Raw genomic sequence first — 15,213 nt, forward strand, 5'->3', positions numbered from 1 at the left:
AAGTAATGGCATCGGTAATGATATCGAATTTTTGTTTTTCTAGGCGCAAATTGCATTCGATAATTTCTGGCACATCTTCACCGATGAACATCTTGCCATAATCTTGCAAATTTGGTAAACCGCCTAGCAATAAAATCCGAGCAATCAGCTCATCAGACCATTTCATCTCAGCGATGGATTGTTTGTAGAAACTTTCATTAAGGGCTTCTAATCCCCAATGGCGCGCAATGCGCGCATGTAAAAAGTACTGGTTGATGGCAATCAGTGACTGTCCGAGCACTTTATTTAAAGCGCGAATAACCTCTTTATCCCCTTTCATTATCTCTCTCCCTTGCATGTCGTTATTTATACTAAATACTATGGTTATTGTTCATATCTTCGTGACATTAAACAAGATTGGGAGTGACTTCAGCCATTTGGCTTTGCAGATAATTGGGCAGACTAATCATATCAATTAAGCGCAACTGTTGCTCAAGCCAATGCGCATGATCTTCTTCAGTGTCTTTTAGCTGTTCTACCAACATCTCACGCGTGACATAATCGCGCTCTGCTTCACAGAGAGCAATACCGTCTTTTAAGTGCTGTTGTACTTGATACTCTAGCTCAAGGTCAAGTTGCAGCATTTCAGGAACTGTCGCGCCGATATTAATAGCATTGACCGTCATTTTCGGCGTGCCGCTCAGCATTAGGATACGGCGAATAATAGATTGGGCATGTAGCGTCTCATCTGCCATCTCATGATGGATACGATCGTACAATTTGCCATAATGCCACTCAGCATACATTTCTGAGTGAATAAAATACTGGTCACGGGCAGCAAGCTCACCGCCTAACAAAAAATTCAAATAATCAATGACTTTTGGGCTACCTATCATAACCTATACTCCCCTATTTATATTTTACAGATCACCATACATTCATAATTACCCATATAAGGATAGTACTATTGGTAAACTGATCAGTAAAGATCAAAATCAACAAAACGTCTTACAACGTGAGACAGATATAGTAGCATATAGGCGCTATACAGCTTGTAATGTTATGAACTAAGAATAAGATGCTAATTGAGAATCATAATTAGCTAGCTTTAGTAACCACTGGTTTATCGCAACGATGGCTGCTAATGATGCTCAATATCATTGAAGTAGGTGTATGAGTAAAGTTATACGGACGCTCGCAACTTACCCTTTATGTATAATGGCCAAAGGATAAGTGCGGAATATTGAATGTATGTGGTATCGAGGCGTACTAGTGATATTGGTGTAGTGAGGTGATGAACAGCTGGGTAGTAAATCTCTGGTTTGATAACGTTTAAACAGCGTAAGCCAAGACATCGAGTCTAGCATGATGCTCATCTAAGTAATCGTTAACCATCGGTTCGCAGCAGCCACAGCAAGTCGCAACATCTAGGGTATCTTTTAGACCGTCAAGGGTATCAATACCTGAAGCAATGGCTGCTTTTATTTGCTTTTCTTTTACGTCATTACAGATGCATACGTACATGGTCTGGCTCCTCTGAATACCGCTATTCGGTAACTGCTTTTATTGCTCATAAATTTAGTGCATTGATGATAAAAATGGTGAGTAGAGTGTCTGTCTTGATATTCACGGTCATTTTTATAGCTTGATGTATAATAACGATAACTATTATCATTTGCAATAGCATTTGATATATTATTGGTATAAAAGTCCAGTCATCAAAGTAGAGTTATATTGCACACAGTTAATTGATGTAAGTGAATATAAGCGTGCGTGTAACCGAATATGATGAAAGGTAGTAAATTAACGACGAACTGTAATTTAGCCCATTTTTTAATCGATTTTGTAGATAACTGCTGTTATATTGAACCCCTATTAACAAAGCCCAATTGGAATTGTTCTATGTCTGATAATAATTTTACGATACGACCTATCGAGTTATTTAAAGTCTTATCTGACCCGACGCGCTTAAAAATATTTCAAATTCTATTTAACAAAGAATCGCGCTGTGTTGGTGAGTTGGTAGAAATACTAGATCAACCACAGCCAACGATATCGCGTCATTTGAACCATTTAAAGAAACTCGGTATTTTAAGCTGTGTTCGCGACGGTACGTGGATGTGGTATGAAGTCGCTGACGACTTGCCAGAATGGTGCCAAGAGATTTTGGATATTACTTATAAGCAAATATCTAGCAAAGATATCGATATGTCCAAGCCTGCTGAGATATGATAACTATCTAGCATTATTGCTATCAACATTTGATCTCAATAACGCTAGATACCAAATGAAATTGAGACCTGCTTTAACCTATAAAAAAGACCTACAATAAATAGGTCTTTTTTATGGGTTATAACAGAAGAACTGCACCAAATTTCACTATGCTAAGTCTAAAAAATCACTGATAAACGCATTGGCTGGCTGGTGTATCAGCTCCTCCGATGTGCCTACCTGCTCTACCCGCCCTTGATTCATGACCACGATCTCATCTGAGACGGCGCGGGCTTCTTCTTGATCGTGAGTGACCATGATACTGGTAATACCAAGCTCATGGTGGATGTTCTTTAACCACGTGCGCAGCTCTTTACGTACCTTGGCATCGAGTGCACCAAAAGGCTCATCGAGCAACAATAATTTTGGCTTCACTGCTAAGCGCGTGCCAGCGCAATCCGCTGACGCTGACCGCCTGATAATTGATGCGGATAAGCATTGGCAACTTGTGGTAACTGCACCAAGTCTAATAGCTCAGCAACGCGCTTATTGATATCTGCCTTACTTGGCCGCTCATTCTTTGGTAACAAGGTCAGTCCAAAGGCGACATTATCGGCGATATTTTTATGACGAAACAATGCGTAATGCTGAAACATAAAGCCAATATGGCGCTTTTGTACTGGCGTATTGGTCACATCCATCTCATCAAACAATATCTGCCTGAATCAGCATATTCTAAGCCGGCGATAATGCGTAACAACGTCGTTTTGCCACAGCCTGATGGTCCCAGCAAAGTGGTCAGCTTGCCAGTCGGCACGGTGATATTGATATTATCTAAGGCGGTAAACTGACCGAATTTTTTATTAACGTTGCGAATCTCGATGCTCATAATGGGTTCTCTTATTATATCTTTGGTATGGTGGCAGATTTTTTGGTTACCGCATTTACATTATTAAATTAAATCTAATGCCAGCCCTTTCAGACCAAGTGTAGATAGTATTACTTATCCGAAATTTCAGCGGTTGTTGCATCAGTAGTATTGGTAGCCTTCGTAGCGTTGGCACTTACCAGTAATTCAGGCACACTTGCCAGCCGTTCGGACTTGGCAAATTTGCGCTCTTGTAGCTTAGTCATGACTTGTTGAATAAGCAACGTCACGAGCGCCAGCGCGGCAAGTAGGCTTGACAAGGCAAAAGCGGCGGTAAAGTTATAATCATTGTAAGCAATCTCAACCAGTAGTGGCATGGTGTTGGTCTCACCGCGAATATGACCAGATACCACACTCACCGCCCCAAACTCACCCATTGCCCGCGCATTGGTCAAAATCAAACCATAGAGTAGTGCCCATTTGATATTCGGTAGTGTCACATGCCAAAACGTCTGCCAACCAGTCGCGCCCAAGGTCAATGCCGCTTGCTCTTCAGAGTCGCCTTGCGTCTGCATCAGCGGTATCAGCTCACGTGCTACAAAGGGAAAGGTGACAAATAAAGTAGCGAGCACGATCCCTGGAACCGCATAAATAACTTGAAACCCCATGCTCTCAAGCCAGCCGCCAATGGTGGAATTGAGTCCAAATAGTAAAACGAACATCAGACCTGCAACGACGGGTGATACTGAAAATGGCAGATCAAGCAAAGTGGTGACCAGCTGCTTACCTTTAAACTGATAGCGCGTCACTAACCATGCGATGGCGATACCCATCACCATATTGATGGGTAAGACGATAGCCGCGGTAATTAATGTCAGCTTAATGGCTTGCAGGGCTTCTGGATCAACCAACGAGGCAATATACAACTGCCAGCCACCTTTAAAGGCTTCATAGAATACAGCCAGCAACGGAATGACCAACATGATGACCATAAATAGCACTGCGATGACGATAAAGGTAAGGCGTATCCATGGCGTATCTTTAGTCGCTGCGTTACTTTGGTAGTCGTAGCTATTAGATATTTGCATTAGCGAGCTCCTACACGGCGCGACAGTTTCCACTGCATGATGTTAATGGTCAATAAGATCACAAATGAGATCAGTAGCATAAATAATGCAACCGCAGAAGCCCCTTGAACATCAAACTGCTCTAGTTTACTAATGATAATGAGCGGTAAAATCTCTGATTGCATGGGAATATTGCCAGCGATAAAGATAACCGAACCGTACTCGCCAGTGGCACGAGCAAACATCATGCCTGCACCCATGAGTAAAGCGGGCAACAGCTCTGGCAAAATTACTTTGCGAAACGTCGTCAAGCGATTGGCGCCCAATACCGCGGCTGCCTCTTCAAATTCAACCGATAGCTCAGCGAGTACAGGTTGTACCGCACGGACAATAAAAGGAAAGCTGACCACAACCAATGCGAGCCAAATACCTATAGGTGTAAAGGCGACCTGAATGCCAAATTTATCAAACCACTGTCCAATCAAACCATTAGGGGCATAAAGGGTCGCAAGCGAAATGCCTGTGACCGCCGTTGGTAATGCAAATGGTAAATCAACTAGCGCATTAATCAGCGACTTACCCCAGAACTCGTAGCGTACGAGTACCCAAGCGACCAATGTGCCAAACACCATGTTGGTCAGCATCGCCAAAAATGACATCCATAAGCTTAGCTTGATAGCAGCAGTGACTTGCGGCTGACTAATCGTCTCCCAGAATCCAGTCCAACCCATCTGAGTCGTGGTGTAGGCCATCATGGCAAACGGTAATACCACCAGTAGCGACAAGCTAAAGACCGTGATACCCATGCTCAGGCCGAACCCTGGCAGCACATTGCGTTGGCGCAAACGTGTTAACCACCCTTTTTTTACAGGGGCTTTGCTGGCAGGAGATGTTTTTGCACTCATAATGATGTCCTATTGCCTAACCAATCGTACTTAGCGATGATTACTATTTATTGTTATTGCTTAACGTGGGTTTTCACTATTGATACTTAAAAAAAGCACTTAACAGAAAGCATTTAACGATGATGTCGTCCATAAAACCACGCTATCAGGTAGTTATTAATATGCTTACGGTATAAAGGACATAGCGTATATGACCATGTCCTTTATAAGATTCTGCATGACTAATGGTGTGACTGACTGCATTTGCTAGCGCAGTAGCTTCTCTTATGCACTTAGCAAGTGATTACTGCGGGGCGTTAATGGCGAGCTGGTCGAATACGCCGCCATCACTGAAGTAAGTACCCATAATCTCATCCCACGTACCAAAGGCATCATTTGGACGGAATGTTTCGATTGGTGGTAATTTATCACCATTTTTATCAAGGACGCTTTCGACACTAGGACGCAAGTATAGGTTGGCTGCTAGCTGCTGAGCAGGCTCGCTCCATAAGTAGTCAAGATAAGCTTTTGCGGCATCCGTTGTGCCTTTTTTATCTGTCACTGACTTGACAATCGCAACAGGGCTTTCTGATTTAATAGAGTATTTAGGATAAACGATGTCTACTTTACCCGCACCGAAATCAGTTGCTGCCAAGTTGGCTTCATTTTCAAAAGTCACTAGGACATCACCGATACCACGCTGAACGAAAGTGGTGGTTGCAGCGCGCCCGCCATTCTCATAAACTTTGACGTTTTTAAGCATGTCTTTCACGTAGTTTTTGGCACTGGGCTCGTTTTTATCAAAAGCGTGCAAGCCATAACCATAAGCGCCCAAGAATGCATAACGACCATTACCCGTCACTTTTGGATTGGCCATGACAATCTCAACGCCTTCTTTGGTCAAGTCTTCCCAGTCATTGATGCCTTTTGGATTGTCTTTACGGACTAAGAATACGATGGTGCTGGTAAAAGGAACGGCATTGTCTGGGAATTTGCTTTCCCAATCTGACTCAACCAAACCTTTTTTCTCAAGCAGCTCAATATCAGAGCCTTGGTTCATGGTAGCGACATCTGCTTGCAGACCATTGGCAACGGACAGCGCTTGTTTGCTTGAGCCACCATGTGACTGCTTGATTAGAATATTGCTGTTTGGATTTTCAGCTTTATAATGCTCAACGAATAATGGGTTGTAGTCTTTATAAAAGTCACGTGCCACATCATATGAGACGTTCAGCAGCTCAATATTTTGACCTTCTGTGGCAGCGGTGCCATCTGCATTAGCAGTCGTCTCTGTCTCGCTATTGCTACAGCCAGCCAGCCCTAAGGTTAATGCAACGCCTGCAATGCTCAAGACGTGACGTTTTTTACTTTTTTGTTGATAGTGCAAAGCGTATGTCATAAATCCCTCAAAGGTATCTGTTAAGTAATGCAAGTATGCTAACAGTGCCATCTTATTATGTTTAATGATGAATATGCGTATGTTATTGCCAAAATGGAATAACAAAGGGATAAACACAAGGTTATCAATCACTTAAATTTTATCGTTAATACATAATACTGACACCCTACTAACTACCCGCTCTGGCTCATACAAATTGAGCACTTTGAGCATGTATCAGGCCATTGACGATCTCTTGATAAAGGCTCCCTACTTCACTCTTGCCAGCTGATCAAAACTCCCACCATCGACAAAGAAAGTGTCCATAATCTGCTTCCAAGAACCAAATACTGCTACTGGCTCAAAAGTCTCAATATCAGGCAAGGTTGCTTTGTGAGCTACCAGCACTTGTGGGTTGCTGGGACGCATATACATCTGTGCCATGAGCTCTTGTGCTGGGGTGTCCCATAAGCCTTTTAGGTAAGCATTCGCCGCTGCCGTTTTGCCGCCCTTGTCAGTAACGGCTGTTACGACCGCCACTGGGTTAGCAATCACAATAGAATAACTGGGATAAACGATAGTGACCTGTCCTTTGGCAAATTGCTTGGCGGCTAAATGCGCTTCGTTTTCGGTCGTGATGAGCACATCGCCCAGTCCGCGCTGAGTAAAGCTGGTCGTTGCGGCACGCGCCCCATTGTCATAAGTGACCACGTTTGCCAGTAGCTTTTTGATAAAATCATCCGTTTTGGCAGGACTTTGTACCGTTTCTTTAAATTGATGTAATCCGTAACCATAGGCACCCAAAAACGCATAACGCGCGGTGCCGCTGGTTTTCGGGTTTGGTATCACCACGTCTATATCGTTACGCGCCAAGTCCGACCAGTCTTTGATGTTTTTGGGGTTACCATCGCGCACCAATAGCACCATGGTACTGGTATAAGGCACCGCATTGTTCGGGAACGCTTGCTGCCAGTCAGAGGCAACCAAGCCTTTTTTAACCAACAGATTCATATCACTTTCTTGGTTTAAAGTGACTACATCTGCTTGCAGACCATTGGCAACCGACAATGCTTGTTTGCTTGAGCCACCATGTGATTGGTTGATATTTACCTGACTGTCTGAATGCTTTTGCTGATAGTCTGCGCTAAATAAAACGTTATAATCTTTATAGAAATCGCGTGATACATCATAAGAGACATTTAATAAACTGATATTTTTTGCATCACCCGTCGCGTTTGAGCCGTCTTGCTGAGTGGCTTTGGTAGGATTACAGCCTGTCATTAGCATGGCAAAGGCTAGTACGCTACCAACTTTAACACTGATATTGGCGAGCGGCGTTGGTGTCTCTTTATCCTCAATAAATGTATGTATGTTCGCAAAACGAATATTTTTAGATACTTGCTGAATACTTTTGTTATCTGGTTGCATGGGTGCTCTCGATAATGTTGATAGAAGCGTTTTCCACAGCATTAACAATCTTATTAATGCGCATAATTCTTTGGATGCGGTTCTATAGATAATGAGAAATATGCTAACAGCATGTGAGTCAAATGCTTAGTGACAAATGCGCTTATCGAGTGATTAACTTGGCATAAGTCATTTTATTAATTATTTTACAAGGCTTAGGCTAGCCTCGCTGATTCTGAATATATTGCTTAATAATATCTAATGGCGCACCACCACAAGAGCTTGCAAAATAAGATCGGGACCAAAGCACCGGCTTGGCATAAGCTGCTCTTAACTCAATGAAATCGCCTCTCATTCGTCTACTTGTGACTGACTTTAGATTATTAACCAACTTGCTTAACTGCACCGTTGGCGGATACTGAATAAGCATGTGAATGTGATCTGCCTCACCGTTACACTCCTTTAGCTCAGCGTCAAAACTTTTACAGACCTCAGCAACACATTCACTAAAATAATCATGATGCAACTCAACTAAAACTTTTTTTCGGTACTTGGTAAAAAAAACCAAATGAACGTGCAGGTTAAAGGCGGCATAGCGATTTTTATATATCTCACTCATTGTAATAAATACCCTTAAGTGCTAGAATTATAAGCATAATATCAAATACACACTCATTAATAAAGAAAGTGTTTATGAAGATCAACAAAGCGTATAAATTTAGGCTTGAGCCTAATACGGAGCAAACGGTTATTTTAAATAATCTTGTCGGCTCTGCGCGTTTTGTTTGGAATCAAATGCTGGTAATCTCATTTGAGATGTTTGCTAACAACGAGTTTATTAATGCCACCAATCTGGTTAATAAAATTATAGATTTAAAAAGTAATCCTGATTTTAATTTCCTAAAAACCAGTTCAAATGCGGTGGCTTTACAACAAAAAGTACGTGATCTCGCCTCTGCTTGGTCACGTTTTTTTGACCCCAAAGTCCATGCCAAGTTAAAAGAAAATAAAAAGAAACTCCGTAAACCCAAGTTCTTTAAATTGCTGATGGATCGGAGATCCAACTACGCCACTGATGCCAAGATTTAAGCACAAGTCCGATGGCTGCGACTCAATTCGCTTGGTTCAGTTTGATAAATATTGCCGTGTTGAGGACAATCGAGTCAAACTACCCAACGGTATTGGCTTGGTGAAGTTTAGAAAATCCCAAAACATTATCGGCACCATCAAAAACGTCACCATCAGCAAGAAATCAGGGCGCTGGTACGTGTCGTTTGGGTGTGAACATGAACTGGCTGAGAACCCTCGGCATCCTGCCATAAGCGCTATTGGATTAGACATGGGTATCAGCAAACTACTCACCACCTCAAATGGTGAATACATCAAACCTAAAAACAGCTTTAAAGCCAATCAACTCAAGCTTGCTAGATTACAGCGTCAATTAATTAAGAAAGTAAAATTCAGTGAAAACTGGAAAAAGCAAAACCGTAAGATTCAGAAATTGCACCATCATATCGCCAATATTCGTCATGACTACTTGCATAAAATCACCACCAGCATCAGCAAAAACCACGCTATGATTGCTTGTGAGGACTTAAAAGTAGCCAATATGTCGAAGTCTGCAAGCGGGTCGATGGAGAAAAAAGGTTATAATGTTAAAGCCAAATCAGGATTGAATAAATCAATTTTGGATCAAGGCTGGGCCATGATGGTCAATATGCTTGAGTACAAGCAGCAATGGCAAGGTGGGCTGCTAGTGAAAATCAATCCACGTTACACCAGCCAAACCTGCTTTAACTGCAAGCATGTCGCCAAAGAAAATAGACAAACTCAATCAAAATTTGAGTGCGTCCAATGTGGTTATGTTGCGAACGCAGATGTTAACGCGGCTCGCAACATATTAGCGGCAGGGCATGCCGTGTTGTCTGCGGAGGGAAGATGCGGTAAAGGGTCGCCCGTTGAAACAGAAAACTTGTGATATTCGTGAGAATGTTGCCTAAGAGCGTTTGCTTTTAGAATCCCCCACTTGAGCTTGGCGAAAGTGGTGGGAGTATGTCAAATAGACGAGCCTTTATGTAAACGATACTATCTCTAATATCCTTACAGCCATGCTGTTAGGCGTTTCGTTTAGATAACGACCATTCCTCTTAATCACTCCTTTATCAAAGGTACTTAAATGATCATGTCTCCACCTCGTGCCGCTCGTCACTCACGCTTTTTTTCGGTATTTTTCACCACATCGGCGGCTCTGTTTGCCTTAAGTGGCTGTAATAACATGACACCTAGCGTGAATCACCAAGCCATAAAACAACCTATAGCCGATGTCATGCCAGCTGTGCAAGCAGTCGTTGGAGATTATGCTGATGAAGGTTATGAAAAGCGCGCGCAAGGCTATGATTGGGTTGGCGTCATGGTACGGGCAGAGAGTGATCAGCAAATCAACATAAAGGTTCGCGCCCGTAGCGATATTAAAAAGCCCAGTTGCCAGTTTGATAGCAAGGCGACATTAATGGGTCAAGACGACGCGCACGGCATTATTTTCCAAAGCAAAGTCAATGACAGTACAGCATTCTTTCAATTTAAGGATGATAAGCTGACTATTGATAGTCAAGATAAATACGCGCTTAACTACTTCTGCTCTGGCGGTGGCACATTGATTGGTGACTATCAAAAGCTGACAACAGATTTAGAGATTTAATAGATAACGAACGCTAGCTTAGATAACAGGCGTTGAAAACCAGTATCAAAAAAAGGTGTCAGATGATAAGTCTGACACCTTTTTTTGATACTGGTTTGTATGCTGATAATCTTGGTTTACACCGCAGAGGCACCAACCAATTTCACTTCAGCACGTTCCTCTCTTGCGATACCAGCATAATAATCACGCAAAATTTGTAATACTTCTGGACGGCTAAAGTTGTCTGGTACTTCTTCATCTTCTGATAGCGCTTTACGCAGCTTCGTACCTGATACTTTAACGTGTTCAGACGCTTCATGCGGGCAAGTCTTATCTGATGCCATGGCATTACAAGCATTACACCAGAACGTCCAGCCAATTTTTAGTGGTTGAGTGATAAGATCATCTTTACCAACCTGTTCAAATATCGTTTGTGCATCAAAGGCACCATAATAATCGCCGACACCAGCATGGTCACGACCAACAATCAAGTGGCTACAGCCATAGTTTTGACGGAATACGGCATGTAGTAATGCCTCGCGTGGACCGGCATAGCGCATATCTAGCGGATAACCGGCTTGAATAACCGTATCTTGTCTAAAGTAATTATCAATCAAGGTTTTGATGGCTTCTTGACGGACGTCGGCTGGGATATCACCAGGTTTCAATGCCCCTAGCAATGAATGAATCAATACGCCGTCACAGATCTCAATCGCAATTTTTGCCAAATACTCATGTGAGCGGTGCATTGGATTACGCGTTTGGAAAGCAGCCACTGTTTTCCAACCTTTAGCGTCCAAAATAGCGCGGGTTTTTGCTGGCGTTTTGTAGATTTCTGGATATAACGTTGGGAACTCGCCTTCGCTCAATACCTCGACACTACCTGCAATATTGACCTCACCTTGCTCTAAAACTTGTTGTACGCCCGGATGTTCTGGGTCTGTTGTGGTGAATACTTGCTGACACTCATGCTCTTTATCGATGGTATAGGTTTCTTCTACCGTCAAGATACCCATGATTTCGCCGTCTTGAGCAACCAAGCTACTTTATCGCCTTGACTCAAACTATCTGCAGTCGCTTTTGGTGCAGACAAGGTGATCGGAATTGGCCAAAACAGACCCGCATTGTCACCACTTTGCAAACGCATATCATCAACCACACCCTGCCAGTCTGCTTGATTCATAAAGCCATTCAACGGCGTAAAGCCACCAATACCGAACATGATTAAATCACCACGCTCACGTGAGCTTAAAGTAATGGTTGGCAAAGTGCTAGCAAGTTTTAATGCTTGAGCGCGTGCCTCACCTTGTAATAGTAATGGCTTAAGCTCAGTGCTGCCATGCGGCGGAACAAGTTTTGATGGTTGCTTAGAGGTGATAGATGTCATATTGATTTATAACCTTTATGGGTAGTGATAAATTTGATAAGCATAGGCTACCTAACTTTCGTTATGAAAATTTATGCTGTGTTTGGATATACATATGTCTTAAAGGAATTTATGTTTATAGACGCAAGCTTATATGATGTGACTCTGAATGGTTTACCTTGCGACTGGCAATAAGACCGATTACACACGCAAATCATTTTCGTCACTGCTTTTAAGACTAAAAACAAAATTGAGATTACGTCATGTATCAATATAATTACGCTGACCAAACCTTGGTAGAAGAACGAGTCGCTCAGTTTCGCGACCAGACCGAACGGTTTTTGGCAGGTGAGCTGCCAGAAGAGCAATTTTTGCCGCTGCGCTTGCAAAACGGCCTTTATATTCAGCGTTATGCGCCGATGTTGCGTATCGCCATTCCTTACGGTTTGCTTGCCAGCTACCAATTGCGAAAATTGGCTGAGATTACTCGTAAATATGACAAAGGTTATGGGCACTTCACTACCCGTACCAATATCCAGCTGAATTGGCCAAAGCTAGAAGACGTGCCTGATATTTTGGCAGAGCTGGCATCAGTACAGATGCACTCGATCCAAACCTCGGGCAACTGTATTCGTAACACAACCACCGATCCATATGCTGGTATTCATAAAGAAGAAATCGCTGACCCACGTCCCTATTGTGAGATTATTCGTCAGTGGTCAACCTTCCACCCTGAGTTTGCTTTTTTACCACGTAAATTTAAGATTGCCGTCATCGGTACCAATGATGACCGCGCGGCAACCCAAGTACATGATGTCGGTCTTCATATTAAAACCAACGATGAAGGCGAAATTGGCTTTGAAGTATTGGTCGGTGGCGGTCTAGGACGTATTCCTGTCTTGGGTAAAGTCATCAATAAGTTCTTGCCGCGTCAGCATCTGCTTAGTTATTTAGACGCCATCTTGCGTGTCTATAACTTGCATGGTCGCCGTGATAAAGGCAGCAAATACCGATCGCGCATTAAGATATTGGTTGAGAGCATGGGCGGCCCTGCCTTTGCCAAATTGGTCAATGCTGAGTGGGAAGCACACACCAAAGATGGTTCGCTTACCTTAACTGATGAGAACTTTGCAACGGCGAGCAGCTTCTTTAGTGAGCCTGACTATGTGTCGTTTGATGCACTACAAGTACAGTCTGAGCTACAACAGCAACTAAACGCTGATAAAGATTTTGCCAATTGGTACAACCAAAACACGGTGGCGCATAAAGTCGCTGGTTATCGTGCGGTTGTGATTTCGCTCAAAGCAGGCTTGGTCGATGGCAAATATGTGCCTCTGGTGATGTCAGCGAGTCACAGATGGATGCACTGGCTGATCTGTCTGACAAATACAGCTTTGGTGAACTGCGTGGTACTTATCAGCAGAATTTGGTATTCGCTGATGTGCAGACCAATAACCTTTATGAGTTGTGGCAGCAGTTAGCAGAGTTGCATTTAGCACGCGCTAATATCAATACCCTAACAGATATGATTGTCTGCCCAGGTTGGGACTACTGCTCGCTTGCTAATGCGACGACACACAACATCGCTGAACAAATCGAAAAACAGTTCGATGATCTAGACTATCTGTACGATTTGGGTGAGATTCGCTTAAACATGTCTGGTTGTATCAATGCGTGTGCGCACCATCATACAGGCGATATTGGTATCTTGGGCGTCGATAAAAAAGGTGAGCATTGGTATCAGATCAGCATTGGCGGCAATTCCAGTGACGATGCCAAACTTGGCAAAATCTTAGGTAAATCTGTCCCTGCTCTTGAGGTTGCCAATACCATACAGCAAATCGTTGACGTCTATGTAGACTTGCGCGCCAGCACCGACAATGATGTCGAAAGCTTTGGTCAATTGGTTGAGCGCGTTGGTATTGATCCATTTAAGGAGAAGGTCTATGGCTAATCATCATATTTTGGACAGTCATGGCACAGATATCAGCAGTCAAGATAACTGGCATGTGCTCACTACGGACGCGCTACCAGAGAGTATTGTATCGACAAACATCACGTTGCTTGAGTTGCTACAAAGGCAAGAAAAGCCCGATGTGATTGTACCGCTCGCTGATTTATTAGATAACTCAGGCGTGCAGGTCGGTGGTCTGGTTAAAGAGATTTATGAGCTGATTGTACAGCATAGCAGTCGACTTGGATTGTGGGTGACGGCTGACACCGATGCTGATGCGTTAGAAGGTCTTAGTGAATTCTTATCAACGCACGCACTTATCGTGATTGATGTACCGAAATTCGCTGATGGTCGCAATTTTAGCTTTGCACGTACCCTACGCCAAATTGGCTACCAAGGCGAGATTCGGGTGGCTGGCGCGTTTGGCCGTGATCAAATCGCGTATCTACTGCGCATGGGTGTTGATAGCTTTGTATTGAGCGAGCATGACATGCAGCCAGACTCTAAATTCGGTATTGAGCAAGCATTTACCGCCCTTGCCAGTAGTTATGATGGACAAAGTGCTTCGGATTTACCGATGTTTGCTAAACCGTCAGAACCCTCACTCGCCTAGCTTTAACACTGATCATAAATTTTTAATTAACGATTTTATATTAACAACCATTAAGGAAGGTATTATGAGCCAATTACATCCAAATTTAGACCTCGACCAAGCCAACCAAGTATTGCAAGGCAAGTCGCCTGAGCAAATCGTTGAGTGGGCATTAAGCCAAGCGAAAAACCCAATCATCACGACTAACTTCCGCCCATACGAGTCAGCGATCTTGCATTTGGTTGCTAAGCAACGTCCTGATATCACGGTATTGTGGGTAGACTCAGGCTACAATACGGATGCCACCTATCAATTTGCCAATAAAGTCATCCGTGATTTAAATTTAAACGTCATCACCTATATTCCTAAGCAAACGGCGGCGTATCGTGACGCGACCATGAACGGTATCCCAGGTATCGACAACCCACAGCATGATGAATTCACTGACCAAGTAAAATTAGAGCCATTCCGCCGTGCGCTAGATGAGTTAAAGCCAGATGTTTGGTTTAATGCCATTCGCAAAGATCAAACCGAATTCCGCCAAGGTCTTGATGTACTTAGCCTATCAAAAGATGGCGTCTTAAAAGTAGCGCCATTGTTTGAAAACACTGACGCCGATTTAGATGTTTATCTCGAAGAGCATCACTTACCGAATGAATTCGATTACTTTGATCCAACGAAAGTAGAAGAAAGCCGTGAGTGTGGCTTGCATACGCAGCTTTAGGTATTTCGTAGCTTTACGATAAAAACACTTCTTAGATATAAGAGGTGTTTTTTTATTGTCATAATAGATTCAATATTCAGTCCCACAAAATTTGAATATATTATTC

12 protein-coding genes and 4 pseudogenes are annotated in these 15,213 nt (G+C 43.0%); 6 read left to right on the forward strand and 10 right to left on the reverse strand.

Annotation, left to right across the window (positions count from 1 at the left end; translation table 11 throughout):
• From bfr (TT12_RS14380) to TT12_RS14390, 3 genes are all read right to left on the reverse strand, one after another.
• Window positions 1–319: bacterioferritin (bfr, locus tag TT12_RS14380; RefSeq protein ID WP_045456171.1), on the reverse strand; the 319-nt coding region annotated here is incomplete at its 3' end.
• Window positions 320–386: 67 nt separating this feature from the next.
• A complete protein-coding gene (gene bfr / locus TT12_RS14385) occupies window positions 387–875 on the reverse strand; it encodes a bacterioferritin (RefSeq protein WP_045456174.1) in 489 nt (162 codons plus the stop codon).
• Between the two features lie 436 nt (window positions 876–1,311).
• Window positions 1,312–1,503, reverse strand: coding sequence for a (2Fe-2S)-binding protein (locus TT12_RS14390; protein ID WP_045447323.1), 192 nt, complete (start codon window positions 1,501–1,503; stop codon window positions 1,312–1,314).
• A gap of 378 nt (window positions 1,504–1,881) precedes the next feature.
• Here TT12_RS14390 and TT12_RS14395 point away from each other — a divergent pair, with 378 nt between their 5' ends.
• A complete protein-coding gene (locus tag TT12_RS14395) occupies window positions 1,882–2,211 on the forward strand; it encodes an ArsR/SmtB family transcription factor (protein ID WP_045456178.1) in 330 nt (109 codons plus the stop codon).
• 150 nt (window positions 2,212–2,361) lie between these two features.
• On the opposite strand, the pseudogene TT12_RS14400 reads toward TT12_RS14395, so the two are convergent.
• The 6 genes and pseudogenes from TT12_RS14400 to tnpA all read right to left on the reverse strand — a co-directional run.
• Window positions 2,362–3,079, reverse strand: a pseudogene (locus tag TT12_RS14400) (sulfate/molybdate ABC transporter ATP-binding protein); the annotation flags it as partial.
• Window positions 3,080–3,189: 110 nt separating this feature from the next.
• Complete coding sequence (gene cysW / locus TT12_RS14405; protein WP_045456181.1) at window positions 3,190–4,146, reverse strand: sulfate ABC transporter permease subunit CysW; 957 nt, start codon at window positions 4,144–4,146, stop codon at window positions 3,190–3,192.
• Window positions 4,146–5,030, reverse strand: coding sequence for a sulfate ABC transporter permease subunit CysT (cysT, locus tag TT12_RS14410; protein WP_045456184.1), 885 nt, complete (start codon window positions 5,028–5,030; stop codon window positions 4,146–4,148). Before cysT ends, cysW begins: the two co-directional genes overlap by 1 nt.
• Window positions 5,031–5,313: 283 nt before the next feature.
• Complete coding sequence (locus tag TT12_RS14415; RefSeq protein ID WP_045456202.1) at window positions 5,314–6,408, reverse strand: sulfate ABC transporter substrate-binding protein; 1,095 nt, start codon at window positions 6,406–6,408, stop codon at window positions 5,314–5,316.
• Window positions 6,409–6,657: 249 nt separating this feature from the next.
• A complete protein-coding gene (locus tag TT12_RS14420) occupies window positions 6,658–7,674 on the reverse strand; it encodes a sulfate ABC transporter substrate-binding protein (RefSeq protein WP_201587970.1) in 1,017 nt (338 codons plus the stop codon).
• Between the two features lie 340 nt (window positions 7,675–8,014).
• Window positions 8,015–8,413, reverse strand: a complete 399-nt coding sequence (gene tnpA / locus TT12_RS14425; protein WP_045456190.1) for an IS200/IS605 family transposase — start codon at window positions 8,411–8,413, stop codon at window positions 8,015–8,017.
• A 74-nt stretch (window positions 8,414–8,487) separates the two neighbouring features.
• Here tnpA and TT12_RS14430 point away from each other — a divergent pair.
• Window positions 8,488–9,794: pseudogene (locus TT12_RS14430) on the forward strand (RNA-guided endonuclease InsQ/TnpB family protein).
• Window positions 9,795–9,976: 182 nt separating this feature from the next.
• On the forward strand, window positions 9,977–10,492 hold the full coding sequence (locus TT12_RS14435) for a hypothetical protein (RefSeq protein ID WP_227678943.1): 516 nt from the start codon (window positions 9,977–9,979) through the stop codon (window positions 10,490–10,492).
• Window positions 10,493–10,608: 116 nt separating this feature from the next.
• Here the strand turns inward: TT12_RS14435 and sat are convergent.
• Window positions 10,609–11,858 (reverse strand): annotated as a pseudogene (gene sat, locus TT12_RS14440) (sulfate adenylyltransferase).
• Window positions 11,859–12,100: 242 nt separating this feature from the next.
• Between sat and TT12_RS14445 the strand changes: the two are divergent.
• The 3 genes and pseudogenes from TT12_RS14445 (at window position 12,101) to TT12_RS14455 (ending at window position 15,107) form a co-directional block, all read left to right on the forward strand.
• Window positions 12,101–13,791: pseudogene (locus TT12_RS14445) on the forward strand (nitrite/sulfite reductase).
• Window positions 13,784–14,404 carry a DUF934 domain-containing protein gene (locus tag TT12_RS14450; protein WP_045456196.1) on the forward strand — a complete coding sequence of 207 codons (621 nt, stop codon included), beginning with the start codon at window positions 13,784–13,786 and terminating at the stop codon, window positions 14,402–14,404. Before TT12_RS14445 ends, TT12_RS14450 begins: the two are co-directional and overlap by 8 nt.
• 64 nt (window positions 14,405–14,468) lie before the next feature.
• Window positions 14,469–15,107: a phosphoadenosine phosphosulfate reductase domain-containing protein gene (locus TT12_RS14455; RefSeq protein WP_045456199.1), complete on the forward strand. Its 639-nt coding sequence runs from the start codon at window positions 14,469–14,471 to the stop codon at window positions 15,105–15,107.
• The last annotated feature ends 106 nt before the right edge of the window (window positions 15,108–15,213 follow it).

The organism is Psychrobacter sp. JCM 18903, assembly GCF_000586475.1.
GTDB lineage: Bacteria > Pseudomonadota > Gammaproteobacteria > Pseudomonadales > Moraxellaceae > Psychrobacter.